Source organism: Vescimonas sanitatis, from assembly GCF_049060325.1.
GTDB lineage: Bacteria > Bacillota > Clostridia > Oscillospirales > Oscillospiraceae > Vescimonas > Vescimonas sanitatis.
This window is the reverse complement of sequence record NZ_JBMGPW010000012.1, coordinates 1-25,354: the sequence shown is the minus strand read 5'-3', so window position 1 is coordinate 25,354 and position 25,354 is coordinate 1. Positions and strand designations below refer to the sequence as shown.

At 55.6% G+C, this 25,354-nt stretch carries 22 protein-coding genes, 1 tRNA gene and 1 pseudogene; 20 read left to right on the top strand and 4 right to left on the bottom strand.

What is annotated here, in order from left to right; all coding sequences use genetic code 11:
• Window positions 1-145 precede the first annotated feature (145 nt).
• Window positions 146-886: a sporulation transcription factor Spo0A gene (gene spo0A / locus ACOMDU_RS12970; RefSeq protein WP_421130592.1), complete on the bottom strand. Its 741-nt coding sequence runs from the start codon at window positions 884-886 to the stop codon at window positions 146-148.
• A 436-nt stretch (window positions 887-1,322) separates the two neighbouring features.
• Here spo0A (ACOMDU_RS12970) and polA point away from each other — a divergent pair, with 436 nt between their 5' ends.
• From polA to ACOMDU_RS12945, 5 genes are all read left to right on the top strand, one after another.
• Window positions 1,323-3,980, top strand: a complete 2,658-nt coding sequence (polA, locus tag ACOMDU_RS12965) for a DNA polymerase I (protein ID WP_421130591.1) — start codon at window positions 1,323-1,325, stop codon at window positions 3,978-3,980.
• 4 nt (window positions 3,981-3,984) lie between these two features.
• The gene (gene rimI, locus ACOMDU_RS12960; protein WP_022135652.1) at window positions 3,985-4,452 is read left to right on the top strand and encodes a ribosomal protein S18-alanine N-acetyltransferase; all 468 of its coding nucleotides are present in this window, start codon (window positions 3,985-3,987) and stop codon (window positions 4,450-4,452) included.
• Window positions 4,449-5,465, top strand: coding sequence for a tRNA (adenosine(37)-N6)-threonylcarbamoyltransferase complex transferase subunit TsaD (tsaD, locus tag ACOMDU_RS12955; protein ID WP_421130590.1), 1,017 nt, complete (start codon window positions 4,449-4,451; stop codon window positions 5,463-5,465). The genes rimI and tsaD overlap by 4 nt, the downstream gene beginning before the upstream one ends.
• A 579-nt stretch (window positions 5,466-6,044) precedes the next feature.
• Window positions 6,045-6,120, top strand: a tRNA-Thr gene (locus ACOMDU_RS12950).
• Window positions 6,121-6,225: 105 nt separating this feature from the next.
• The gene (locus ACOMDU_RS12945) at window positions 6,226-6,591 is read left to right on the top strand and encodes a hypothetical protein (RefSeq protein WP_421130589.1); all 366 of its coding nucleotides are present in this window, start codon (window positions 6,226-6,228) and stop codon (window positions 6,589-6,591) included.
• Between the two features lie 60 nt (window positions 6,592-6,651).
• Here the strand turns inward: ACOMDU_RS12945 and ACOMDU_RS12940 are convergent, their stop codons facing one another.
• Window positions 6,652-8,406 (bottom strand): sigma-54-dependent transcriptional regulator, encoded by a 1,755-nt coding sequence (locus tag ACOMDU_RS12940; RefSeq protein ID WP_421130588.1) that lies wholly within the window; start codon window positions 8,404-8,406, stop codon window positions 6,652-6,654.
• Between the two features lie 178 nt (window positions 8,407-8,584).
• On the opposite strand from ACOMDU_RS12940, the gene ACOMDU_RS12935 reads away from it, so the two are divergent.
• The 10 genes from ACOMDU_RS12935 to ACOMDU_RS12890 all read left to right on the top strand — a co-directional run bounded on the left by ACOMDU_RS12935 (window position 8,585) and on the right by ACOMDU_RS12890 (window position 19,244).
• Entirely contained in the window at window positions 8,585-9,754 is a 1,170-nt protein-coding gene (locus ACOMDU_RS12935; protein WP_421130587.1) for an iron-containing alcohol dehydrogenase, read from the top strand.
• Window positions 9,751-10,824, top strand: coding sequence for a 4-hydroxythreonine-4-phosphate dehydrogenase PdxA (gene pdxA / locus ACOMDU_RS12930; protein ID WP_421130586.1), 1,074 nt, complete (start codon window positions 9,751-9,753; stop codon window positions 10,822-10,824). Before ACOMDU_RS12935 ends, pdxA begins: the two co-directional genes overlap by 4 nt.
• Window positions 10,825-10,835: 11 nt before the next feature.
• Window positions 10,836-12,059 carry a four-carbon acid sugar kinase family protein gene (locus tag ACOMDU_RS12925; protein WP_421130585.1) on the top strand — a complete coding sequence of 408 codons (1,224 nt, stop codon included), beginning with the start codon at window positions 10,836-10,838 and terminating at the stop codon, window positions 12,057-12,059.
• Between the two features lie 27 nt (window positions 12,060-12,086).
• Window positions 12,087-12,989, top strand: coding sequence for a dihydrodipicolinate synthase family protein (locus ACOMDU_RS12920; RefSeq protein ID WP_421130584.1), 903 nt, complete (start codon window positions 12,087-12,089; stop codon window positions 12,987-12,989).
• Window positions 12,990-13,013: 24 nt separating this feature from the next.
• Window positions 13,014-13,529, top strand: a complete 516-nt coding sequence (locus ACOMDU_RS12915) for a tripartite tricarboxylate transporter TctB family protein (RefSeq protein WP_421130583.1) — start codon at window positions 13,014-13,016, stop codon at window positions 13,527-13,529.
• A gap of 69 nt (window positions 13,530-13,598) precedes the next feature.
• Window positions 13,599-14,591, top strand: coding sequence for a Bug family tripartite tricarboxylate transporter substrate binding protein (locus tag ACOMDU_RS12910; protein ID WP_421130582.1), 993 nt, complete (start codon window positions 13,599-13,601; stop codon window positions 14,589-14,591).
• 87 nt (window positions 14,592-14,678) lie between these two features.
• Window positions 14,679-16,172 carry a tripartite tricarboxylate transporter permease gene (locus tag ACOMDU_RS12905; RefSeq protein WP_421130581.1) on the top strand — a complete coding sequence of 498 codons (1,494 nt, stop codon included), beginning with the start codon at window positions 14,679-14,681 and terminating at the stop codon, window positions 16,170-16,172.
• Between the two features lie 19 nt (window positions 16,173-16,191).
• On the top strand, window positions 16,192-17,250 hold the full coding sequence (locus tag ACOMDU_RS12900) for a hypothetical protein (RefSeq protein ID WP_421130580.1): 1,059 nt from the start codon (window positions 16,192-16,194) through the stop codon (window positions 17,248-17,250).
• Window positions 17,251-17,265: 15 nt separating this feature from the next.
• Complete coding sequence (locus ACOMDU_RS12895; protein ID WP_421130579.1) at window positions 17,266-18,246, top strand: phosphotriesterase family protein; 981 nt, start codon at window positions 17,266-17,268, stop codon at window positions 18,244-18,246.
• A 17-nt stretch (window positions 18,247-18,263) separates the two neighbouring features.
• Window positions 18,264-19,244, top strand: coding sequence for a hydroxyacid dehydrogenase (locus tag ACOMDU_RS12890; RefSeq protein ID WP_421130578.1), 981 nt, complete (start codon window positions 18,264-18,266; stop codon window positions 19,242-19,244).
• A 332-nt stretch (window positions 19,245-19,576) separates the two neighbouring features.
• Here the strand turns inward: ACOMDU_RS12890 and ACOMDU_RS12885 are convergent, their stop codons facing one another.
• Window positions 19,577-20,230: a tyrosine-type recombinase/integrase gene (locus ACOMDU_RS12885; RefSeq protein WP_421130577.1), complete on the bottom strand. Its 654-nt coding sequence runs from the start codon at window positions 20,228-20,230 to the stop codon at window positions 19,577-19,579.
• Window positions 20,231-20,291: 61 nt separating this feature from the next.
• Between ACOMDU_RS12885 and ACOMDU_RS12880 the strand changes: the two genes are divergently transcribed.
• From ACOMDU_RS12880 to spo0A (ACOMDU_RS12865), 4 genes and pseudogenes are all read left to right on the top strand, one after another.
• Window positions 20,292-20,588, top strand: a complete 297-nt coding sequence (locus tag ACOMDU_RS12880; protein WP_421130576.1) for a hypothetical protein — start codon at window positions 20,292-20,294, stop codon at window positions 20,586-20,588.
• Window positions 20,589-20,591: 3 nt separating this feature from the next.
• A pseudogene (locus ACOMDU_RS12875) lies at window positions 20,592-21,125 on the top strand (recombinase family protein); the annotation flags it as partial.
• Window positions 21,126-21,158: 33 nt separating this feature from the next.
• Entirely contained in the window at window positions 21,159-22,232 is a 1,074-nt protein-coding gene (locus tag ACOMDU_RS12870) for a recombinase family protein (protein WP_421130602.1), read from the top strand.
• A 539-nt stretch (window positions 22,233-22,771) separates the two neighbouring features.
• Window positions 22,772-23,512: a sporulation transcription factor Spo0A gene (gene spo0A, locus ACOMDU_RS12865; RefSeq protein WP_421130575.1), complete on the top strand. Its 741-nt coding sequence runs from the start codon at window positions 22,772-22,774 to the stop codon at window positions 23,510-23,512.
• A gap of 116 nt (window positions 23,513-23,628) precedes the next feature.
• On the opposite strand, the gene ACOMDU_RS12860 is transcribed toward spo0A (ACOMDU_RS12865), so the two are convergent.
• On the bottom strand, window positions 23,629-24,330 hold the full coding sequence (locus ACOMDU_RS12860) for a metalloregulator ArsR/SmtB family transcription factor (protein WP_421130574.1): 702 nt from the start codon (window positions 24,328-24,330) through the stop codon (window positions 23,629-23,631).
• A 157-nt stretch (window positions 24,331-24,487) separates the two neighbouring features.
• Between ACOMDU_RS12860 and ACOMDU_RS12855 the strand changes: the two genes are divergently transcribed.
• Window positions 24,488-24,706 (top strand): cation transporter, encoded by a 219-nt coding sequence (locus ACOMDU_RS12855; protein ID WP_022135180.1) that lies wholly within the window; start codon window positions 24,488-24,490, stop codon window positions 24,704-24,706.
• Window positions 24,707-25,354 lie beyond the last annotated feature (648 nt).

The following is a 25,354-nucleotide window of genomic DNA, read 5'->3' as shown; positions in this document are numbered from 1 at the left end:
TCTGCGTTGCATTCGGCAGCCGTTTTGACAGTACATTATATTATAAACCAACGCGCCGGGATTTACAAGGCCGACTTTTGACCTGCAGACGCCGTTCATAAAAAGGAAAGACACCCCGAAAGGCGTCCCTTCCTTTTATACACTTTCACATTTCCTGGGCCTGTAATTGGAGGCGATCGGCGATCATGGCGATGAATTCGGAGTTTGTGGGCTTGCCCTTCGCGGAGTTCACCGTATAGCCAAAGTATTTCTGCAGCGTTTCCAGGTCGCCGCGGTCCCACGCTACCTCGATCGCGTGGCGAATGGCGCGCTCCACCCGGCTGGGCGTCGTCCCGAACCGCTTTGCGATCTCCGGATACAGCACCTTCGTCACCGCGTTGATGACCTCCATGTTCCGCACCGTCAGGATAATGCCTTCCCGCAGGTACTGGTAGCCCTTGATGTGCGCCGGCACGCCGATCTCGTGGATGATGGCCGTGACCATCATCTCCAGTTGCTGCAGCGGCAGGTCGCAGCGCGGGCCTGCCGCGTGGCGGATATGCTCCAGCACTGAGGTGTCGTCCGCCGGCTTGGGCAGGAATACATAGGCGCCGGCATCCCGGATGTCCCGGGCCGCCTCGGCGGTGCGGAATTCCGTCACCACAATGCACCGCGTCTCGGACTTGCCCTTCAGCCGCCGCAGGATACCTGTGCCGTCCAGTCCGGGCAGTACCGTGTCCAGCACCAGCACGGCGGGGTGCTGTGCCTCCACCATCGCCAGCGCCTCACGGCCGTCGGCGGTGTCGCCGATCAGACAGATATCCCCCTGCTTCTTCAAGAAATCGCACAGCTCTGTCCGATACGCCTGGTCCGCATCCGCAACGCATACAGTGATCTTGTTCTCCATATTCACTTTCCCCTTTAACATAATTTTAACGGCACGCAATTCCCCATATACACACCACGAACCGCTTTGACGCTATCAAAAATACCACAAACAGACAGCAAATGCAAGGGCAATTTGTCGAAAACCAACATTTTCGTTCGACACCCAGCGACCGCATTCGACAAAAAGCCGTGCTCACGAGATGAAATGTTCCGTTTTACCGATATTCCGCCTCTATAATTGCGCATATATCGGCAATTGTGGCCGCTAATCGGCATTTCATGTGCAATGTATCGAGTTGCCGTTTCTCCACAGGTCTACGGCTGCCCCAAGGAGATGCAGGGGGTGCCGGTCAGACCGGCGCAAAAGGCAAAACAACTCCGCGCGGAAATGGTTGTGTTGGCGGGAAAATCGGCGTATAATAAATTGAAAACGATCACAAAACGGAGGCTCACCTATGAAACTGATGGTTCTCGACGGCAACAGTATCGTCAACCGCGCCTATTACGGCGTCGGAAAGGCGCGCCTGCTGACCACACGGCAGGGGCTGCACACAAACGCCATTTACGGCTTTGTCACCATGCTGCAGAAGCTGCTGGACCAGGAGAAGCCGGACGCCGTGTGCGCTGCCTTTGACCGGCGGGAGCCAACATTCCGGCACAAGGCCGACGCGGCCTATAAGGCCAACCGCAAGGGTATGCCCGAGGAGCTGGCCGAACAGATGCTGCCGCTGAAGCAGGTGCTCGACGCCATGTCCGTGCCCTGCTATGAGCTGTCCGGCTACGAGGCCGATGACCTGATCGGCACGATCAGCCGCAAGTGCGAGGCCGCCGGATGGGACTGCACCATCGCCACCGGCGACCGCGACAGCTTGCAGCTGATCACCGCCCACACCCATGTGCGTCTGCTGACCGGCGGCAAGGGACTGGACAGCGACCGCTGCATGACCGAATCCACTTTCCGGGCGGAGTATGGCTTTGACCCCATCCACATGATCGACCTGAAGGCCCTGGCCGGCGACAGCAGCGACAATATCCCCGGCGTGCCCGGCATTGGTGAAAAGACCGCCATGGCGCTGGTACAGCAATATGGCTCCATTGACGCCGTGTACGCGAACATCGACAGCGTGCCCCTGAAGCCCGGATTTTTATGTAAACTCAAGGAAGGCGAGGCCTCTGCCCGCCACAGCTACTGGCTGGCCACCATCGACACAAATGCGCCGCTTGACTTCGACCCGGAGGCTAACCTGCGCCAGCCCTTCAAGCCGGAGCTGTATGACCTGTTTTTGAAGCTGGAATTCCAGAAGCTCATCGATAAATACCAGCTCTCCCCGGCCTGCGTGGCAGAGGAGCTGCCCACATATACCGCGGAGGCGGAAATACTGGAGACGGCCGAGCGTGCCGAGGCGTGCCTGGCCCTGTGGCGCGAGGCGGCATACGTGACCGTATACGGTACACCGGATCTGGCGGCGCTGGCGGTGGAATGCGAGACCGGGGCAGACAGCTCTCTGATGGTTGAAATTTATGTCAACCGATATGCCGGTGATTGGCGGGCGCTGCTGTCCGCCCTGTTTGCGCCGGATATCCGGAAGGTTGGCCACAATGTCAAGGACATGATGCGTTCCCTGCTGGCCCAGGGACTGCCCGCCGATGGTTTCATCTTCGACACGGTGCTGGCCGCCTATCTGGTAGACGCCACCGCCGGCAGCTACGATCTGCAGCGGCTGTTTGTCACCTACTATAACGAGCAGCTGCCCCAGCCCGACCATCTGACGGCGGATGCCTTCAATCCCCTGGTTGGGGAGAACATCGCCGCCCAGACGGCGCTTATCAGCTACACCGCCGCCGTGTCCGCCCTGCACGGGACGCTCGCGCCCAAGCTGCGGGAGCTGGAGATGGAGGAATTGTATTATAATGTGGAGCTGCCTCTGTGCCGGGTGCTGGCGGATATGGAAACAGCTGGTTTCCTGGTGGACCGGGACGCCCTGGCGGATTTCGGCGCAGCTCTGCAGAAGACCACGGACCGCGTGGAGCAGGCTATCTACGATGCCGCCGGAGAGACTTTCAATATCAACTCCCCCAAGCAGCTGGGGTATATCCTGTTCGAGAAATTGCAGCTGCCCCACGGCAAAAAGACGAAGACCGGCTGGTCCACCAACGCCGATGTGCTGGAAAAGCTGCGTTACGCCTATCCCATCGTGGACGACGTACTGTGCTTCCGCCAGTATACAAAGCTGAAGAGTACCTATGTGGACGGGCTGATGAAGGTCATCGATATGGACGGCCGGATACGCACCAGCTTCCAAATGACCGTCACCGCCACCGGGCGGCTCAGCTCCACGGAGCCGAATTTGCAGAATATCCCCACCCGCACCGAGCTGGGCAGCCAGCTGCGGCGGATGTTCACGGCGGCGGAGGGCTGTGTGCTGGTGGATGCGGACTACTCCCAGATCGAGTTGCGCCTGCTGGCGCATATGTCCGGCGATAAGGTCATGCAGGCGTCATTCCTGTCCGGTGCGGACTTCCACACTGCCACCGCCTCCAAGGTCTTCCACGTGCCGGAGGAGGATGTGACGCCGGAGCTGCGCCGCCGGGCCAAGGCGGTGAATTTCGGCATTGTGTACGGCATCTCCGCCTTTGCACTGGCCCAGGACATCGGCGTCACCGTGGCGGAGGCCAAGGCATACATGGACCGCTATTTCGAGACGTACAGTACCCTGCGGCAGTATATGACCGACGTAGTGGCGCAGGCGGAGCAGGACGGCTACGTACAGACCATGATGCACCGCCGCCGCCCCCTGCCGGAGCTGAAGAGCAGCAATTTCAACCTGCGGGAATTCGGCAAGCGGGTGGCGCTGAATATGCCGGTGCAGGGCAGCGCCGCCGATATCATGAAGCTGGCGATGGTGCGTGTGCATGACCGGCTGAAGCGGGAGGGCCTGCGTGCCCGGCTGCTGATGCAGGTCCACGACGAGCTGATCGCCGAGTGCCCGGCGGAGGAGCAGGCGCAGGTGAAGCATATCCTCACGGAGGAGATGGAACACGCCGCCGTGCTGTCCGTTCCCCTGACGGTGGACGCCCACTGCGGAAAAAACTGGCTGGAGGCGAAGGGATAAAGCTATGAAACACATCAAGATCGTACCCATGGCGGCGGAGCATTTGAACGACGTGGCGGCGCTGGAGCTGGCCTGCTTCTCCCGCCCCTGGTCCCGGCAGATGTTGGCCGAGGAGCTGGACAACCAGTGCGCGGCCTTTTTGGTGGCGTTGGAGCCGGAGACGGAGAAAGTTATCGGCTACGCGGGATTGCTGGTAGCCGCCGACGAGGGCTATATCACCAATGTAGCGGTGGACCCCTCCCGTCGCCGGCAGGGCGTGGCGGCCCAGCTCTTGCAGGTATTCGACAACTTTGCCCGCGGCAATCAGTTGGCGTTCCTGACGCTGGAGGTGCGGCCCTCCAACACCGCGGCTATCGCGCTGTATCAGGGCTTCGGCTTCCGCGAGGTGGGCCGCCGCCGCAACTATTACGACCTACCCAAGGAGGATGCCCTGATCCTGACGAAATACTACACGGAGGAGGCGGCGCAATGAACATATTAGCTTTCGAGTCCTCCTGCGACGAGACAGCGGTGGCCGTGGTCCGGGACGGGCGGGCGCTGCTGTCCGACGCCATATTGTCCCAGGCGGATATGCACGCCCTCTATGGCGGCGTGGTGCCGGAGATCGCCTCCCGCAAGCACGTACAGGCCATCGCTGCCCTGACGGACAAGGCGTTGGCCGACGCCGGACTGGCCAAAAAGGACATCGATGCCGTGGCCGTCACCTACGCACCGGGGCTCATCGGCGCGGTGCTGGTGGGCGTCAGCTTTGCCAAATCCGCCGCCTACGCGCTGGGTGTGCCCCTGATCCCGGTGCACCATGTGCGGGGACACATCGCCGCCAACTATCTGGCCTTTCCGGAGCTGGAGCCGCCCTTCGTGGCGCTGGCCATCTCCGGCGGCAATACGCTGATCGTGGATGTGGCGGACTACACCGATATGACCGTGCTGGGTGCCACCCGTGACGATGCCGCTGGCGAATGCTTCGACAAGGCGGCGCGGGTGCTGGGGCTCCCCTACCCCGGCGGCAGGCCTATGGACCAGCTGGCGCAGCAGTCCGCAGGCGGCGTGTACGACCTGCCCAGCGCCCATGTGGCCGGGGCAGAGTTGGACATGAGTTTTTCCGGCCTGAAGACCGCTGTGGTGAACCTGGCGCACAACGCCCAGCAGAAGGGCGATCCGCTGGACGCCCCGGCACTTGCCCGGGACTTTGCCCGCGCCGTGTCCGGGGAACTGGTGCCCCGCGCCATGCGCGCCCTGGAGCTTACCGGCCGCAGGACCCTGGTGGCCGCCGGCGGCGTGGCCGCCAACTCCGTTATCCGCGCCGACCTGCAGGCCGCCTGTCGGGAGGCGGGCGTACAACTCTATCTGCCGCCGCTGAAGTGGTGCGGCGACAACGGCGCCATGATCGGTGCCCAAGGCTACTACGAGTATCAGGCGGGCCGCACCGCCGGGCTCGACCTCAACGCCTACGCCACCATGGACCTGGGCGCACCCCTACTGTGACCAAGCACCCCCGTTTTCGGGGGTGCTTTTTGTCAACCAACCGTCGTCGGCGGTGTTATGGAAATCATCACGCCTATATCCTTCGTTCTTCTCCATGATATGACATTATGTTAAGTTAACGGCGTGTGTTTCGTGGGTGAAAGAGGTGTTTTTCGGTACTTACATTTTCTTCCATAACAAGAAAATTCAGCGTATTTAAAAGGATTTTCGCAGTGTGGAAAAAGTGGTGGAAACTGTGGATAACTCATTGTAAAAATTATGTCATGTAGAATTATGTCAAATTAACGTAAAGGCCTTCGGGTTGCTGCCGGCGTGCTGTTTTGTGTGAAAAGTATACCGGAACGGGAAAATATGCGGGGGATTTCCCGTAAGTGCCCGCCGCCGCGCAGCGCACCGCCAGCGGCGTTTTCCTTACTTTTCCGGAAGATCTGCGGCCGTTGTCAGCAATCGATTACATTATGTATTGCCATTCCCGGTACGTACCCACTTCGGAAGTAGGCGGAGCAGAAAAAGGCTCTCTTCACCGGAAAAGCGGTTGACGGCGCCGGCAAAATGTGCTATACTACCATCTGCGTTGATGCTTGTGTGGCTCAGCTGGCAGAGCAGCTCACTCGTAATGAGCAGGTCGCCGGTTCGAATCCGGCCACAAGCTCCAAAACCCTTGGAATCGCAATGATTTCAAGGGTTTTTTCTTGTTTTCATCAAAATTTTAGACCTCCTGCGTTCCCCACCTAAACTCAGGGACGCAGGAGGTCTAACGATGAACCGCAAAATAAAACGCATACCGCAAACAACGCTGTCCATGAAAAGGGCATTTGACGAATTTGTGGTCGCTCAGACCGCAAAAGGTCTTACCGAACCGACCATCAAAAACTACCATGCACATTTCCACTCCATCAGCAGGCACATTGATATAGAGAAGTCGTTTTCCGACCTGACGCAAACCGACATTGACGGTATGATCGTTTCAATGAGAAAAAGCGGGTTGGCAACAAATTGGACCGTGTTGCATCGATCTACTTGCACAGCTTGTCCCTCGGTATCACGGTGCGGCTGCCGATCTTCAGCACAGGGTGGCCTTTGGTGTATTGCACACAGTTCCAGTTATGCTCCAAGGCTAATGTGATAAAAGACAAGGCGTTGGCTTTCGCATGTCATTCCAGTCTTCGTGTGTCCTTCAGGTCACCTATGAGTCCTTCCGCTTCCTCTGCAAGATCCGCCAGAGTGTAGTCCGGCTGATTCCCAGTTTTTCAGCGACTTTTGTTTGATTCTGCTTGCTCTGCGCAAGCTGTCGGCAGACCACGTCGTAAATAATATCATCCAGCGGCTGGTCGATATTGATGCTCTCTGCTGGAGATGCAGAAAATGTTCCTGCGCCCTCCTGCCGCAGCAGATTCCGCACCATATCCGCCGTTATATACGGTCCTGCAGTCTGCAGGATAAGTTCTTTTACGATGCGCCTGAACTGATTCAGATTCCCTGGCCAGGAGTAACCCATCAGTACATCCAACGCTTCCGGCAAAAAACCGATAACCTGCTTAGTCAGCTGTGTATTGAATTCGCTGGTATACAGGGTCGCTAATGCCGGGATCTCGTGAATGCGGTCCCGCAGCGGAGGAAGGCACAGATAGACGAACTCCTCCTGGGTGGCATATCGGCAGATAGGAATATCATCCGCTGTTTTTCCGTCCGTTACGACAGAAAAAAGATATTTATTTCCGGAATTCGTGCGTATATGCCGCAGGAGTGCGCTGCATTGGCTTTCGCTCAAACACTCGGCGTTCTGGAAGAAGATGGTCATCCGCTGGGAAAACAGGACAGAATTTGGCTGGTTGGTGAAGGACTGCCAGAATTTTGGTGTGGCCCTGGCGCAGTTTACCACATAAAGCGGCCATTCCTTATAGGGACTGTTGCTGTATAGAGCGTTGGCGACTTTGTTTTTCGACGTACCACTCTCTCCGATAATGAGGATGGGGATGTTGACAAGAGCGTATTGCTCAATTTCGCTGCGCAGAAAGGAGTTTGCATAGTTGGTAAAGTAGTGTGGGGAAATATCATTCGCGGTATAGACGGTAAGGATCTGCGATTCGCCGCCATCTGTTTGCAGCGGCTGCGCCGTAAACAGATAGTATTTTTCATTGTGGATATAGCTGTATTCGTAGGAGATCGCATACTGTTCGCCTCCTATTTTTCGGGAGAAGTCTCGATTTTCCAAGGCAGATACCGTTGTGATGAAGTTTTTGAAAAACTGCCGCAGCTTATGCTTTTCTTTTAAAGCAGCGTTTTCCCAGCAAGAATTGCCTTTGCTGTCGAGAATCGCATAGTATGTATTTCCGCCCTGCGTGATTTTTCGGAGCAGTCCCTCTTTGGCACCCTGCACAGACAACAGCTCATAGATGTAAAGTGCCTCATTCAGCGTAGACTCCAGGCTTTCGATGCCCGAGGTGATCAGCACAGCATCCAGCGAGCAGCGCTGGGCGTATGCGGTGGTAACTGCATCGCCGATGATCAATGAAAAGCCCTGCGCATTCAAGGACTGTATCAAACCGTGCAGGTGCTGTGCGGAGTCTAACGTATACACCGGAATGTCAGATTGCAACACGCCGCAAATCAGCCGCGCCATCTTGCTGATGCTGGGATACGCAACAATGGCAGACTTGCCCGGATAATTTTCCACCAGGCGGATCGTACTGAGCACATCATAGCTGGACAGAGAAATATCAATGACCGGAATACTTGTCACAGTGCGGATGATCTCGGCTGTGCCACCTCGTGAGATGATAATATCGTAATCCTCCGAAGGGATCGTCTGCACCAGCTTGGCGCCCTCCTCCAAGTCACCGACCAAAGCTGTCAGCTGAATCTCGGGGCGGTCTGCACACAGATTGACAATCAGATTCCGCATACTTTCATAGGGAGCGATGGCAAGTATTCGACACATAGGCGCCTCCAATTGTTCTGTTTTGAAACATCAAAAGTTTGGCTTTGCAGATTATTTACATTTCGTTTCACATATAAACGCGCGGTAGGGGAAATCGCCTTGTAAAACGCAACAATACATGCAATCATTATTATAACTTCGGAACAACGAATGTCAAATTAAAAGTAGGAGCATCGTTATGTCAAAAGCAATATGCAGCGTAAAGACCCCTGGATGCACATATCTGGGCATAAATGCCACAGAAAAAATCAGTGGTATTTTAGAAAAAGAAAATGCCAAAAAAGTCATTGTTTTGACAGACCGCGGCGTTTATGATACAGGCTTATGCACCCGCGTACTGGAGCAGTTGAACGGTGCTGCGTATCACCTGTACACGGATATTAAGCGGGAGCCCAGCTATCTGGATGTTGAGGACGTAGTCCAGACCATTGAAGACCTGCAATGTGACATGATCGTCGCCGTCGGCGGTGGCAGCGTAATGGACACAGCAAAGCTCTGCTCCGTATTGAAAAATGCTCCGTATTCCATAAAGGACCTTCTGCGTGATCCCGCGTTGGCCCATAAGCAGATCAAAACAGTGTTTCTGCCGACCACCTGCGGGACCGGCTCGGAGGCCACCTGCAACGCGATCGTTGCCATTCCAGAGGAAAGCGTAAAAAAAGGAATCGTCAATGACGAAATGATCCCTGATTATGCTATTCTGGACCCTGAAATGATCCGCCATCTGCCGCCTGCTATCGTAGCTGCTACAGGAGTGGATGCGCTGGCCCATGCTGTGGAGTGCTACACATCTTTGAAGGCCACTCCTCTCAGTGACCTCTATGCAAGGGAAGGCGCGCGCCTGATTTTCCACAACATCGTGAAAGCTTACCGCGATCCGGAGGACATGGATGCCAAGAAAGCCATGCTGCTGGCAGCCTATTATGGCGGGATCGCCATTACCGCCAGCGGGACAACGGCCGTTCACGCGTTGTCCTATCCGCTGGGCGGAAAGTTTCATATTGCCCACGGCATTTCCAATGCCATTCTGTTTAGCCCTGTCATGAAGGTGAACCGCAGTGCCTGTGCACAGGAAATGGCACAGCTCTGTGACACTGTATTTCCTGAACAGCGCACGGGAACCATAGAACAGCGATCACTGTATCTGCTCCATGCTATTGAGCAGGTCATCCGCGACACGGACATCCCGACAAATTTGAAACAGTACGGCGTCAAAGGCAGTGACCTGGACTTTTTAGTGGAGGCCGGTGGCCAGCAGCGGCGTCTCCTGGATAATAACAGAAAAGAATTGACGATAGAGGAGATCCGGAACATATACCTCTCTGTTCTGCCGGAGGATGAAAAATGACAAAACGACCCATTATTGGAGTTACCATGGGCGATCCCTGCGGAAATGGCCCTGAAATCACGATAAAGGCCCTATCCGATCCAGAGCTATATCGGAAGTGCCGCCCCATCGTCATCGGTGATGCCGCCTGCATGCAGTACGCGCTGGAAACGGCAGAACGGATTGGTGTTGTGAAAAAGGGGACGCTCGCGGTGCACCTTGTTCATTCAGTAGACGAAGCACTCTTTACTTTCGGCAGCATCGATGTATATGACTTAGGCATTGTGACCGACATTTCTGACAGAAAGTTCGGAATCGCCTGCCCGCTGGGTGGCGAAGCGGCTTTTCAGTATGTAAAAAAGGTCATTGAGCTGGCCATGGAAGGTCAGGTGGATGCCACTGTCACCAATGCGCTGAGCAAAGAGGCTATCAACATGGCGGGGCATCATTTCAGCGGGCATACGGAGATTTACGCCCATTTTACAGGCACTGAAAAGTACACCATGATGCTGGCCCACGAAAATCTGCGGGTGGTGCACGTTTCCACGCACGTCTCGTTGCGGGAGGCTTGCGACAGGGTGAAGAAAGACCGCGTGCTGGATTGCATCCGCATCGCCAACGATGGGTGCAGATCCTTGGGAATCCAGTCCCCCAAAGTCGCTGTTGCGGGTCTGAATCCCCATTGTGGTGAGGATGGCCTGTTCGGCCGGGAGGAAATAGATGAGATCCAACCGGCGATCAATGCGGCGCTGGCCGAGGGCATCTGCATTCCAGACGGAAAACCCACGCCAGCAGACACGGTGTTCAGTAAGGCGATCGGTGGGTGGTACGATATCGTTGTCTGCATGTACCATGATCAGGGCCACATCCCACTGAAGGTAAAAGGCTTTGTGTATAACAGGGAGGCTGGTAAATGGGATGCGGTGGCCGGTGTGAACGTCACACTGGGCCTTCCGATCATCCGTACCTCGGTGGATCACGGAACAGGCTTTGGCCACGCCGGACAGGGCTACGCAAATGAATTGAGTCTGGTGAATGCCATTGACTATGCGATCCGCTTTGCCGCCTATCGTTCGACGGTAAAACAATGAGAGGACACAGCATGTACATAGTATTGGCTGATGATCTTACCGGTGCGATGGACACCGGGATCCAGTTCCGCAAATATGGGATTCAAACCAGTGTGATCGTAAGTGCGGATGACTGTGAGCTGCGCGGCGATTCTTGTGCAGGGGCAGTCTCCATCAACAACAGCTCAAGAGAGCTGTCCGGCTCAGAAGCGTATGAAAAAACACTGCGGGCGGTCCACAGGCTGTCACTGTCTCCGCAGGATATCCTGTATAAAAAAATCGATTCCATGATGCGTGGGAATCCGGTGCAGGAGATCGATGCAGCGCTGGAAGCATCTGGCTGCAGGAAAGCGATCGTGACACCCAGCTTTCCTCAGGAAGGCCGCATTGTCAGGGAGGGAGTCCTGCATTTGCCGGACGGCTCATCTCAGGATCTACTACAGCGGTGGCACAGGGAATCCCGCTTTCCGGTTCGGCCTATCGCAAAGGAAATGCTTCAGGACACGGCGACGGTAAGAGATATGCTGTTTTCGCCGCAGACGGAGGTGGCCCTCTTCGATGCAGAAGATCAGGAAACGCTCCGGCGCATTGCGGATGTTTGCCGGGATATCCCGGGTATCCTGTACTGCGGCTCTGCTGGGCTTGCACGGGAACTGCCTGTCCCGCAGGATGACGCGCCCAAAAGTGCGCCGTGGAACGGCGTAGGAAAGATCTTCGTTGTAACAGGATCCATGAAAATGGAGACAGCTGCTCAAATCAGGCAGCTCAGTCAGAAAGGCTTTCAGATCGTTCCCCTCCGCGTTGCTGCGCTGAACCGCGCGGAAGACAAGGCTGAGGAGATAAGCAATGCCTGCAGGGCGACCGCTGCGGCGCTGCACGGTGACGGTCCGGGCGTGGTGCTCACCTTCGACTATCTGCTGCACGCAGCATCTAAAGGAGAGGCTGCTGAAAGCGAGACTACACCGGAGCAGCGAAAGGCGGCGCTTCATCTTGCAGGCAGCTTGGGAGCGGTAGTTAGGGCGCAGGATGACCGCCTTTATGATGCTATGATCCTTGTCGGCGGCGACACGGCACTGAGTATATGTCAGGCGCTCAACGTGCATCGTATCTGTTTGTGGGACGAGGTCACGCCCGGAATGCCTGCCGGGATATTTGGTGATGGCAACGCGGCTGGGCTTCCGGTCGTAACGAAGTCCGGCGCGTTTGGCGATTGCAAGGCATTGAGCCGCGCAGTAGAATATATCAAAAAAGAGTAAGATCATAAGGAGGGCAAGAGAGGCTATATGGCAAAAGATCGCTATGTGGGAGTTGTACCTCCCATCGTAACGCCCGTTGACAAATTTGAGCGGGTAGATGAGGCTGCCCTGCGCGGAATCGTAAGACGCTGCAAAGATGTGGGGCTTCATGGTGTGTTCGTTGCAGGCTCCAACGGAGAGTGCATGGCTTTGACACAGGCTGAGCGCAACCGCGCGATCCGCATCGTTCTGGACGAGGCCGGACCGGATTACCCGGTCATGAGCGGTGTGATGGACAGCAGTACCCAGCGGGTCATCGACAATATCAAGGCGCTGGAGGACATGGGTGGTGACGTGGCCGTCGTAACGCCGGTATTCTATGCACGCCACGCGACACAGGACGAGACAGTCCGGCATTTCGAGGAGATCCTGCGCCATACGAAGGTCAAGCTGATGATCTACAATATCCCCATGTTCACTGGACTGAATCTCACGCCGGAGACCATCATCCGCATTGCGGAGTTGGACAGTAGGGTGATCGGCTGCAAGGATACATCCGGTAATTTCCCGGGATTCCAGAAGCTGCTCCGCCATTTCAAGGACTCCGATTTCATCCTGCACCAGGGCTCTACAAACCTTGCCGCAGCCAGCATGCTGCTGGGCGCAGACGGCTTTGTCCCGTCGCTGGCGCCGGTATTCCCGAAGGTCCACCTGAAGGTCTATCAGTTCGGCAAGGCTGGTAACATCGCGGAAACCATGAAGTGGAATGAGTTGCTATCGGATGTCTGCACGCTTTATCCGATGGCAAAAAGTCAGACGTCGTCCACCAAATATGCCATGAGCAAGGTATGCCCCATGAGCTATCGGTCCATTCTTCCCACGGAACCCATCACGCAGAGCGAAATGGCACAGATAGACGCGCTCATGGACAAATACCGGGATGCGATGTAATCGGCCGGCTGCGGGAGTATATGTATGAAAAAATTGATTAAAAATGCAAACGACTTCGTCCTGGCTGTGCTGATGCTGGCACTGAGCCTGTTTCTGCTGCTCTACCCGAACATTACATCCAACATCCCATCTGTCTCGATGGGTGGATATTTTACGCGGCCGGATGTGTATATCCGGATGCTGGCGCTGTTTCTGGCAGCAGCCTCACTTGCGCTGTTGATCCGCTCCCTGAACCTGGGAAGGAAGTCCCAGCAGACATCAGGATTTCATTTTACAATCAACAGCACCGTCATCATGACGGTGGCCGCGTTGCTACTGTACTGTGCTTTGCTGCCTGTGGCAGGTTTCTACATCTGCACCGCTGTGATCCTTCTGTTCCTTAACGGCCTGTATGTGTACAAGGAAAATAACAAGAAGCTGAAGGATTACTCAAAAAAGGAGTTGACGAAGTATGCCGTCATTGACGTGGTCTACACCGGATGCATGGTGGCCGTGCTGTGGCTGGTCTTTGCGAAGCTCCTAGGCGTCCGCCTGCCGTAATCGTACCCTCTCGCAGATGTCTGCGAACAAAATAGTAAAACAAAAATCAGAAGAAAACAGGAGGAAAGTATGAAAAAGTTTTTTGGCCTGCTCCTTGCCGCAGTGATGACGTTCAGTCTGGTTGCCTGCGGAGCCCAGAACGTCCCCAGCGATAACACCTCTGCTGATTATCCCAGCGGCCCCATCACTTGTATTGTTCCCTACGCCGCAGGCGGCGGCTCCGATGTCCTTACGCGCACCATCATGAAGTACATCTCCTTGCCCAATAATGTCAACATGGTGGCTGTCAACGTAGAAGGTGCCAGCGGCTATACTGGTTGCCTGCAGGCCGCGAAATCGGATCCGGACGGCTACACTATCCTTGCGCACAACCCCATGGACGTGGTGGGCTTCACGTTGAGCGGCTCCACCACCGAGGAACTCTATAAGGAAATGGAGCTGATCTGCTGCGTGGTGAATGACTACGGTGTGGTCATGACCAACACGACCACCGGCTGGACGAGTCTGGACGAGATGGCTGCCTATGCAAAAGAGCATCCGGGCGAGGTAAAGCTGGGTACCACTGGCGTCAACACGGTGAACTATGCCGATACGCTGCGCCTGATGAAGGCTCTTGGCATTGAGAACGATATTACCGTCGTCCCCTTTGATGGCGGTTCCGCCGCCAATACGGCACTTCTGGGCAACCAGATCCAGCTGTTGACCATGTCCGTTTCCGATACGAAGAGCTACGTGGCTTCCGGCGATTTCTATGGTCTGGTCGTCTTCGGTGAGGATCGCGCCAAGGCGCTGCCCGATACGCCCTGCAGCAAGGAACTGGGTATTGACATCACCACCACCAAGCCCCGCGGCTACTATGCGCCCGCCGGCACCAGCCAGGAGGTGTTGGATCTGCTGGCAGACGCCATCGAGGAAGTGACCAAAACCGAGGAATTTGCAACACTGGTCGAGGGCTACGGTTGGGAGATCAACTTTGTCCGCGGCAGTGAGATGCAGCCCAAGATCGAGGCCTGGGCCGAAGAGCTGGCTCCGGTGTTCCAGGAGATCCTGAACGCGAACTGATCGGCACTACACATTCCCGTCTGCGGAGAGCCGTTGTTATGACGGCTCTCCGCACTGGACTATGATCATGCAAAGAGGAGTACGCATATGGAAGTAATTACAGCAGGGATCGGTGCAATGCTCTCTGATCCCATGTGCTTTGTGGTACTGCTGTTCGGCGTGTTGATGGGGATCATCTTCGGATGTATCCCCGGTCTTACGGCAACACTAGGCGTGGCGCTTATGATCCCCATCACCTACACAATGACCGCGCATCAAGGCCTGACACTTCTAATTGCCATCTACGTAGGCGGCATCAGCGGCGGCCTGATCACAGCAACGCTGATCAACATACCCGGCACACCGTCCTCGATCTTCACCTGCTACGACGGATACCCCATGACAAAAGCGGGAAGGCCTGGCGAGGCACTGACGATTGGCGTGTTTGCCAGTCTCATTGGCGGTACCGCCTCTGCGCTGGCACTGATCCTGATCGCACCGCAGTTGGCTAAGGTCGTGCTGGCGTTCGGCAGTTGGGAGTACTTCGCAGTCTGCATTCTTGGTTTGGCCGTCGTGATCACCATGTCTTGTGAGGACGTGGTCAAAGGCCTGATCGGCGCACTGCTGGGACTTCTGTTGGGATGTGTCGGCATTGACGCTGTTTCCGGCGTGAGCCGGCTCGACTTTGGCAACTGGCAGCTGCAGGGCGGCATCCAGTCCACAGCGCTGATGATGGGTCTGTTCGCGATCCGCGAGATCCTGCATCAATCTGTGGATCTGAAAGAGCCGAGAATGCACATCAGTATGCAGAAGACCAGCTTTCTGCCGCACCTGAAGGAAATGAAGGGTTGTGCAAAGCCCATCGCACTGGGCTGCCTCATCGGCACCGGCATAGGCATCCTGCCCGGCATCGGCCAGAATGCTGCGACGATGATCACCTACAATCAGTCAAAATCGGTGTCCAAGCACCCAGAGCGCTTTGGACACGGCTCTCCCGAGGGCATCTGCGCATCTGAAACCAGCAACAACGCCGTCAATGGCGGCGCATTAATCCCGCTGGTAACGATGGGCATTCCCGGCGATCTGACGACCTCCGCCCTGCTGGGTGGCCTGACGATACATGGGCTTCAGGCCGGCCCGCTGCTGTTTACGCAGAATCCTGACATCATAGGTACGATCATGGTCGCCTACGCATTGGCAAATTTTGTCATGTATATCATGGAGCTTGGCCTCCTGAAGCTGTTTATCCGCGCCATCGATGTGAAATTCTCCTTCCTGTTCCCGGCGATCTTGATGTTCTGTGTCATGGGCGTACTTGCCCTAAATAATCGGATGTTTGATGTCTGGATGATGATGCTCTTTGGTGTCGTTGCCTATGTGTTGGAGCAACTGGGCGTGGACATGACGCCCATCATCCTCGGCTTTATTCTCGGCCCCATGATTGAGAAGTACTTCCGCTCTGCGATGATCGCATCCTCTGGAATGTTCCTGGATGTATTTACACGCCCGATCTCCTGCGTTTTCATGATCGTTGCAGTGACATTTTTGCTGCTGCCTCTGTTCAAGATGCTTCGATGCAGGCAAAAGGCGCGCAAAGGCTGATGATTTACAGGAGGCTGCTATGGTCAACTGCCGTTATACGGTCACGGCGGATATCTACGAAGACCTCATCGAATTGCAGATACGGTTGAAAAACCGCACACCGTCTCAGCAGTTAAAGTTCTGGGGGCTCAATGTAGGGTTCCTGATAGCTGCCATTCTTTTCCTGCTGCTGGAACGGGACTATTCTATTGTGCTGCGCATCCTGCTCTTCGCTGCCGCTGCAGCAGCAGCGGGTCGCGGGGCCTTTCGGATGTTTTTCACGCGGTTGCAGGCAAAACGAACCGTCGGCGGATACCTGAAACAGCTGGACGATGGCTATCTGGGCCCGCACCATCTGTATACGGCGGGACCGAGTCTGCTTTGCCGCTATGGGACCCAGACGAAAAGCGTATCCGGCTCTGCCATACAGAGTATTATCCCGCTGAAAAGCTGTGCTGCACTGGTGGCTGATGGTGTCATTTTCGACGCCATTCCCATTCAGGTAGTGCAGGAGACACATCTGGATGATCTGCTGCTGCGGTTTGCCGCGGACTGCCAGCGACAGGAGTTGGCGGAGCTGGCAGAAAAGCTCCGCCACGATCTGGAAAAGGAAGCTCCCATTCAGCAGGTCTTTTCATGGCCGGACGATGCCGCCACGCTGGAGCGTCAGGTCACTGGCCATCGGCTCTATTATACAACAGTCCGCGCCTGGCGGGGCGGTACGCTGATCCGCCTGCTGATTGGGCTGTACGGCTTAGGGGTCCTGCTCCTGGGTGGCAACATATATCTCGGAGCGGGCTTTTTCCTGCTGGGCTACTTTTTGAGTCGGCAGTTCCTGCTGTGTTTTACGCCTGCGGTACGCCGCATAACAGCTACAGCGCTGGGCCAAGCCTCGCAGGATGCACAGTGTACACTTTTCGTGCAGGCAGAGAAGCTGACCCTGCTTCAGCGCGGTTCGGTGCTGACCATGGAAAAGCCTACATTTGCGGCGAAACGAGCCTCGCGAACGGCACTCTGCTTGTATGGCACAAACGCGGAGATGCTGACACTCCCGCGGGAGTTAGCGGATGAAACGAACATGCAGAAGTTTTTTAGTTGAGGAATACAAACGGTTATGAAAATCATTCGAACGGTTCTGGGAGATATTCCGGCATCTGAGATTGGAAAAACGGACTCGCACGACCATCTGATCCGCAGCGGCGGACCAGAGGTCGTGCGCAACCCTATGTTTTTAATGGACGACACTGCCGCAGCAAAGCGGGAGTTCGGCGCATTTCTCGCATCCGGTGGGAAGACCATGGTTTGTATGGACCCTATCGGCTGCGGCAGAAATGTCGGAAAAATGGCAGAGATAGCGGAGGCTTACCGCGGACAGGGAAATCTGGTCATGGTCACTGGCTTTCACAAGGCGGAGAACTATGATCCCAGAGTATCTTTTCTGGCCACGGTGGATGAGAAAAAGATCGCCGCGCTGATGTGCCTGGAGATCACAGACGGAATGGATCTGCACAGCTATAACGGTCCTGTCGTGGAGCGTACCGCCTACAAAGCCGGACTGATCAAGGCAGGAACAAGTTATAGGCTGATCACACACCTGGAGCAGAAAGCGCTCCGAATCGCGGCCATGACGCAGCGGGAAACGGGGTGTGCCATCTCTATTCATACTGAAAATGGGACGATGGGGCCACAGATACTGGATATACTGGCTGCGGCAGGTGCTGATTTGGAAAAGACCGTCCTTTGCCACGTCCAGCGCGATCCGAACTTGGTGTACTATAAAAAACTACTGGACCGCGGCGCAGTTCTCTGCATCGAAGAGGCAAACAAGCCCCACCTGCGTTCTGATCAGGCGCTTGCGGAGATCCTAAAGCAGCTGGTGGATGCCGGTTATGAACAGCAGCTTCTGCTGGGTATGGACGGCGGCCGGCAGGAAGCGTTGGCGGCTTATATGGCACCGGAAGGGATCGCCAACGGCTTATCCTATCTGTTTGCGGATTTCGCCCCCATGCTGCTTCAGCAGGGGATCTCCGCATCTGCGCTGGAGATGATGCTGGTCCATAATCCGGCACGCGTTTTCTCTATGGAAGTATCATAAGAAGGACGGAAATACCTATGAAATTTGTAATGACGCAGTCCCTTTGTGCCGAGGGATTGGCACTTTTAGATCAGGCACACGTTGACTATATCAGCGCTGATGACGGAGATCCCAATCACTATCCCCAGCTGATGCAGGATGCGGATGCCCTGATCGTCCGCATCGGAAAGTGTGATGCAGCCGCTCTGGCCTGCTGCCCACAGCTGAAGGTCATCGGGCGGCCCGGCATCGGGTATGATTCTGTAGACGTTACGCAGGCAACAAAGCTGGGCATTCCCGTTGTGGTCACTCCGGGCGCAAACGGGCGATCCGTTGCGGAGCATACCGTTGCCATGATGCTGTCGCTGTCCAAAAATCTTGTCGAGGCAAATAACGAGACCCTGCAGGGTCACTGGAGCATACGGGATGCACATAAAGCCTTCCAATGGGAAGGCAAGACTGTCGGCATTATCGGTCTTGGTCCGATCGGTCGCGAAACCGCGAAGATCTGCCTGGGCATCGGCATGAAGGTCATCGGCTTTGATAGTTTCTTCTCAAAAGAACAGATACAGTCGTGGGGGGTCGAATATTGCCAGAACAAAGAAGACCTTCTGCGCACATCAGATATCGTCTCCGTGCATATGCCGCTGGTGGAGGCCACCCGAAATCTGATCTGCGCATCCGAGCTGGCCCTGATGAAAAAGACTGCGCTCCTTATCAATACCAGCCGCGGTGGGATCGTCAACGAGGCGGATCTGCTGCAAGCCCTGACGTCCGGCCAAATTACGGCCGCAGGGCTGGATGTCTTTTGCAGCGAGCCTCTGCGTGTGGATGACCCTCTGCTCCAGGCGCCCAATCTTCTGGTCACGCCGCACGCCGCCGCCCAGACGCGGGAAGCGGTCATTCAGATGGCGACCATGTGCGTGGAGGGATGCCTCGCGGTTTGCCGCGGGGAACAATGGCCATACGTGGTGGACAAGAACGTATATGATCACCCGCGCTGGGCAGATTGCAAATAATACAAACAGGAGCGTGCTGTATAAAAGCACACAAAAGCGGTTGGAAGTCATGCAACTTCCGACCGCTTTTCTACATTTCGCAATTTTTCGTATGTTTGAATTTTCTTTATAAATTTGGGGCCACAGGATTCGGTGTTCTGTGGTCGTCTTCTGTCCGTCAGGATCAGAATGTCCGCCCTGCCCGCTCCCGTTCTGCCGCAAGGTCCGCTTTCATTTTCTGAACGAGGTCTTTCAGCTTTTCCTCGCATTCCTCGCGGGTATGGGCGTAGACGTTGCCACTGCGCTTTTTGCCGTCCGGTCCTCTTGGGGAATATTTGCCTCCTCAGCGGTGTTCACCGAGCTGACTGACGCAACCGGTCCCCTGCTTTCACCGCGGTAAAGGTCGTCATATTCTCCAACGCAAGTTTTCGAACAGGAGGCATGATTTGTTCCCTCTTTGCAATGCCGTGGTCAAAGTCTACCGCCGTTTTTACCCGCATATCGTCGGTGATGTGTGCGTAAATGTTCAGCGTTGTTGCCACGGAATTGTGATCGATAATGGTTGAGAGCGTTTTTACATCCATACCGTATTCGAGCAACGTCGTGGCAAAGGTGTGGCGCAGATTGTGGAAGCAGACGTGTTCAGAGACTGCCAGCTCCAGTATTTTGCTCAAGCGCTCGCGCACGACGGCAGGGCCGAGCGGCGCATCCGCTATTTTCGGAGAGGGAAATATCCCGCATGAATGGAAAGTCGTCTTATACATCTCCATGCTCAATAACAAACGAATGACTCGCACAGGCAGGATACTATAACCGTAGAGTTTTTTCACACTGATATCAACGGCCTGCCCATACCCGGTATGTCTGTTATATTCCCAGTACGGCTCCACCATATTCCAGCGCTCCATGAGTGGCTTCGACGCATCACGCACATAAAGAAAATCTTTTTGGGACAGACCTGCCGAAATCACACTGGAAGCCATATAATGCCTTAGATATTCACGCAAGATATCAGTTTCCTTTTCTCTTGCCGCCTCGCAGGGCGCGAGATGTTCATGCGTATCATAGATGGGAATGCTGTTGAGATATACGCCCTCTGCTGAGGTCATCCGACTGAACAATGTCATCAATCGAGGCTTGGAACAGCCGGAGTCCCCAGAAGCAGTCATGATGCTGATCTTACAGGGGGCAGCCGCACGATACGACTGTTGCCCGGACACCATTTGTGGATACGAAAATTCTGACCGCCTGACGAAAGTGAACTGGCGCCGCTTTCACCGGGCGGTTTCTCATATCACCATCACACCGGACGGCGCGGTAAGGCTTACATTTTTGGATGACGAAATGAAGGGAAAGGACGAATGATACATGGAAACAACGGCGACAACTTTGGAACGCCGGGTGCGGGTGATCCCTGCAACCAAGGCACCGGAGACCCTCCGTAAAGCGCAAGACGGCAAAATGCGTGTAGCGGCATACTGCCGCGTCTCCACCGACAGTGAGGAGCAGCTCAACAGCTATGAGGCTCAAAAGAGCTACTATACCCAGAAGATCCAGGATAGCCCGGATTGGGAAATGGCGGGGATCTATGCAGACGAGGGCATCACGGGTACCAGCCTCAAGAAATGAACAGAGTTCAAAAAGATGATCACTGCCTGTAAACGAGGCCATATCGACCTCATCATCACAAAATCTCTCTCCCGCTTTGCCAGAAACACCGTGGACTGCTTGGAAACAGTGCGCCTGCTGAAAGCCAACGGCATCGGCGTGTACTTCGAAAAAGAGAACATCAATACGCTGACGGAATCCAGCGAGTTCCTGATCACACTGTTCAGCGGTTTCGCCCAGGCGGAATCCGAATCTCTGAGCAAGAATGTCGCTTGGGGCAAAGCAAAAAGTGCGGAAGCCGGAAAAGTGACCTTCCAATACAAAAAGATGCTGGGATACCGCAAGGGTGCGGATGGACAGCCGGAGATCGTCCCGGAGGAAGCCGAGGTCATCAAGCGGATTTATCACCGGTATCTGGACGGCTGTACGCTGGGGCAGATCAAGCGAGAATTGGACAAGGATAATGTCCCGACCGCACAGGGGGTAGAATTCTGGTCGTCCGCCATCATCCACAACATCCTGACGAATGAAAAATATATCGGAGATGCCCTGCTGCAAAAGACCTATGTCACGGACTGTATCTCCAAGAAGGTGAAGAAAAACCAGGGCGAGCGCGCCATGTACTATGTGGAGAACAACCATCCTGCCATCATCTCCAGAGAGATGTTCGATCAGGTACGGAACGAGATGACGCGCCGATCCAGCAAGCGCAAGGTGCTGCAAAAGAGCGGCAAGACAGAGCTTGGGAAATATTCCGGCAAATACGCCCTGACGGAACTGCTGGTATGCGGTGAGTGCGGTTCCCCGTACAAACGAGTGACCTGGGCAAGAAACGGGAAAAAGCGGATCGTATGGCGCTGCGTGTCCAGATTGGAGTTCGGAACGCAATACTGTCACAACTCACCGACACTGGATGAGAGCAAGCTCCACAGCGCGATCCTCGCCTCCATGAACGAGTTTGCCGCCATCCGGCAGGAGGTCTGCCCTGATGTACTGGCGATGGCAGAGGAAGCCAAGCAGGCATTATCGCAGGCTGGTGCAAAGCTGCTGGAACTGAAGAAACACATGGAAACGGTGAGTCGGGAGCAAAGCGATCTGCTGGACCGGCTGCTGGAGAACATGGGCGATGCCGAACTGAATGCCAAAATGAAGGCGCTGACAGACGAGAAAGAATCCCTCAAAGCACAGATTCTGGACGCCCGGCAGATGGAAGTCAGCTTGGAGGAACAGGCCACCCGCCATCAGCAGATGTGGGACAGCATCATGGAGTGCAGCGCAGGCTACACGGAGTTCGCCGATGAGTTCGTCCGTCAGATCATCCAGAAAATCACGGTAGAGGACGAGGAGACCATTCGTATCCACTTCCGGGATTCGGAGATGGTGATCGAACAGGAATTATAAAAGATGTGAATGGACAATCACATAAAGTAGAGGTACCATATAAACAAGAAGTTTTGAGATGGTGAACACTATAAGAGGCAACAACCTTGGTGATGCATCTTTTCTGTCAATACAAGGCAAAAAAGCAACTCCCGATAGGGTGTTGCTTTTTTTATTGAGCTTGTCCGGAGTCGAAGTTTATCCCCCCTCGCAGGGGAAATCCGGCCGCAAGCTCCCAAAAGCAACTCCCGAGAGGGTGTTGCTTTCTTGCTTGAAACGACAAATAGATGCATTATGCACGAAACGCCTATTAGTGATCACAATCGCTGGTATATGCAAAATTATTATGGCGAAATATCGCTCCAAAAAGGTACATCGTCTCCCAAGCACCGCTTTTTGTCGAATGCGGTCGCTGGGTGTCGAACGAAAATGTTTGTTTTCGACAAATTGCCCTTGCATTTGCTGTCTGTTTGTGGTATTTTTGATAGCGTCAGAGCGGTTCGTGGTGTGTATATGGGGAATTGCGTGCCGTTAAAATTATGTTAAAGGGGAAAGTGAATATGGAGAACAAGATCACTGTATGCGTTGCGGATGCGGACCAGGCGTATCGGACAGAGCTGTGCGATTTCTTGAAGAAGCAGGGGGATATCTGTCTGATCGGCGACACTACCGACGGCCGTGAGGCGCTGGCGATGGTGGAGGCACAGCACCCCGCCGTGCTGGTGCTGGACACGGTGCTGCCCGGACTGGACGGCACGGGCATCCTGCGGCGGCTGAAGGGCAAGTCCGAGACGCGGTGCATTGTGGTGACGGAATTCCGCACCGCCGAGGCGGCCCGGGACATCCGGGATGCCGGCGCCTATGCATTCCTGCCCAAGCCGGCGGACGACACCTCAGTGCTGGAGCATATCCGCCACGCGGCAGGCCCGCGCTGCGACCTGCCGCTGCAGCAGCTGGAGATGATGGTCACGGCCATCATCCACGAGATCGGCGTGCCGGCGCACATCAAGGGCTACCAGTACCTGCGGGAGGGTATTATCCTGACGGTACGGAATATGGAGGTCATCAACGCGGTGACGAAGGTGCTGTATCCGGAGATCGCAAAGCGGTTCGGGACGACACCCAGCCGGGTGGAGCGCGCCATTCGCCACGCGATCGAGGTGGCGTGGGACCGCGGCGACCTGGAAACGCTGCAGAAATACTTTGGCTATACGGTGAACTCCGCGAAGGGCAAGCCCACAAACTCCGAATTCATCGCCATGATCGCCGATCGCCTCCAATTACAGGCCCAGGAAATGTGAACACGATATATCCGGGAAATGTGAACAAACCCATGCAAAAAGGGATACCTTTATGTACGCAAAAAAGGCGCCGAAGGGCGCCTTTTTTATACCTATATGATACTTTCAGTTCACGCTTATGACATCTTCCGATACATTGTGGGCAGACAGCCGTACTGGTCCTTGAAGGCGGCGGTGAATTTGCTCTGGCTTTCATAGCCTACCCGGCGGGCTACCTCCGCCATACTGGCATCCGTCTCACGGAGGAGGCGGGCGGCCTTCTCCAGACGGTGCTCCTTCAGATGGGCGGCGATGGAGGTGCCGTACACATCCTTGAACACCTCTTTCAATGTGGTCGGGTTGATGGGGTACAGATGGCAGAGGTCCTCGATGGTGATACGCTGGTCCATGTGCGACAGCAGGTAGTCGTGGATCTCCCGGATCAGCCGGACCTGCTCTGCCTCGGCGCGCCACTGGGGACAGGCCACGTCCATGACCTGCTCGATGAGCTCGTGCAGCAGCCGGGCCTGGGCGGTGTCGGCGGCGTGGTAGTAGACCTCCTTGCCGTCGCGGCGGGTGGTCAGCAGGCCGCTGTCCCGAAGGATGCGGAGGTGGTGGGAGACGGCGGGGCTGGACATATCCATCATGGCGGCGATGTTCACCACGCACTCCTCGCAGTGGCACAACAGCCAGAAGATGCGGATGCGGTTGGCGTCGCCCAGCTGCCGGAAAATATCGGAAAGTTCCTGAAAGGTGTCCTCTTTTTCCAGCATCTGGCGGACGACCTCCGTGTGGGCCGGCTCTTCGCCGTGGTAGTGGGGCAGGGACGGGTTTTCCATACGATGACCTCCGTTTCGCCCGAAAGGCAATGGTTTTCGCCCGGGCGGCAGGGAGTGCCGCCGGACCGTTGACATTTGCGGTCAGGTACATTATACTACGCCCAGAACGATTAAACAAGTACTTAATACTTTAAGTGCTGCGAAAGGAGTCATCACTATGAAAAAGACATACAGCATCGAAGTTGACTGCGCCAACTGCGCCAACCTGATGGAGGAAGCTGCCCAGAAGACTGAGGGCGTGGCCTCCGCCGTGGTGAACTTTATGACGCAGAAGATGATCGTGGAATTTGCGGAGGGCGCAGACCAGAAGGCCACCATGAAGGCGGTGCTGAAGGCCTGCAAGAAGGTGGAGCCGGACTGCGAGATCGAACTGTAAAACCACGCAAAGACTTCCCTGCGGGAAGCCTTTGACATACGCCTGCGGGCGCGGGATGGGGAGTTTCGTGCTCCGGCACGAGTAACTTTCTTTTTTTGTAAAAAGAAAGTTACCAAAGAAAACCACTCAAACCTACGGTTTAAGGATCCCTTGGCGCGGGGAGGGTTTCGCCGCCCCGGCGGCGAGTCGGTTTCCCCCCGACGGGGAGGCGGTCTCCGGCGGCCACATTTCTTTCTGCGAAGAAAGAAATGTGGAAAAGAAAGTCGCTTAGACCTACGGTCTAAGGACCCCTTGGCGCGGGGCAGGCAAGTGCAAATTTGGCGGTGCTGGCTTCGCGGAATTGGTACGGCGGGTATCGTTGTCGGTTCGGGGGACTGCTTGTACCTCCTGCGCCGCTGCCGCTGACAACAGCGAGGGTAGGGGTTGGTGCGCTGGTCGAGTGGCGATTATCAAATCGCGCCTTTGCCGCCGCAAGGCGGCAAAGGTAGGTGTGCCCGTCGGGCACAGGATATAATTATTTCTTAGCCTGCGACACGGCAGAACGAATAATTTTTGCCGTAGTAGCAGGCAGCGGCAGCGGAAAGCTGTGCTGGCACAGTCGGGGGAACGACAACGATCAGGAAAACGCCGGTTACGTGAGGGAAAGCG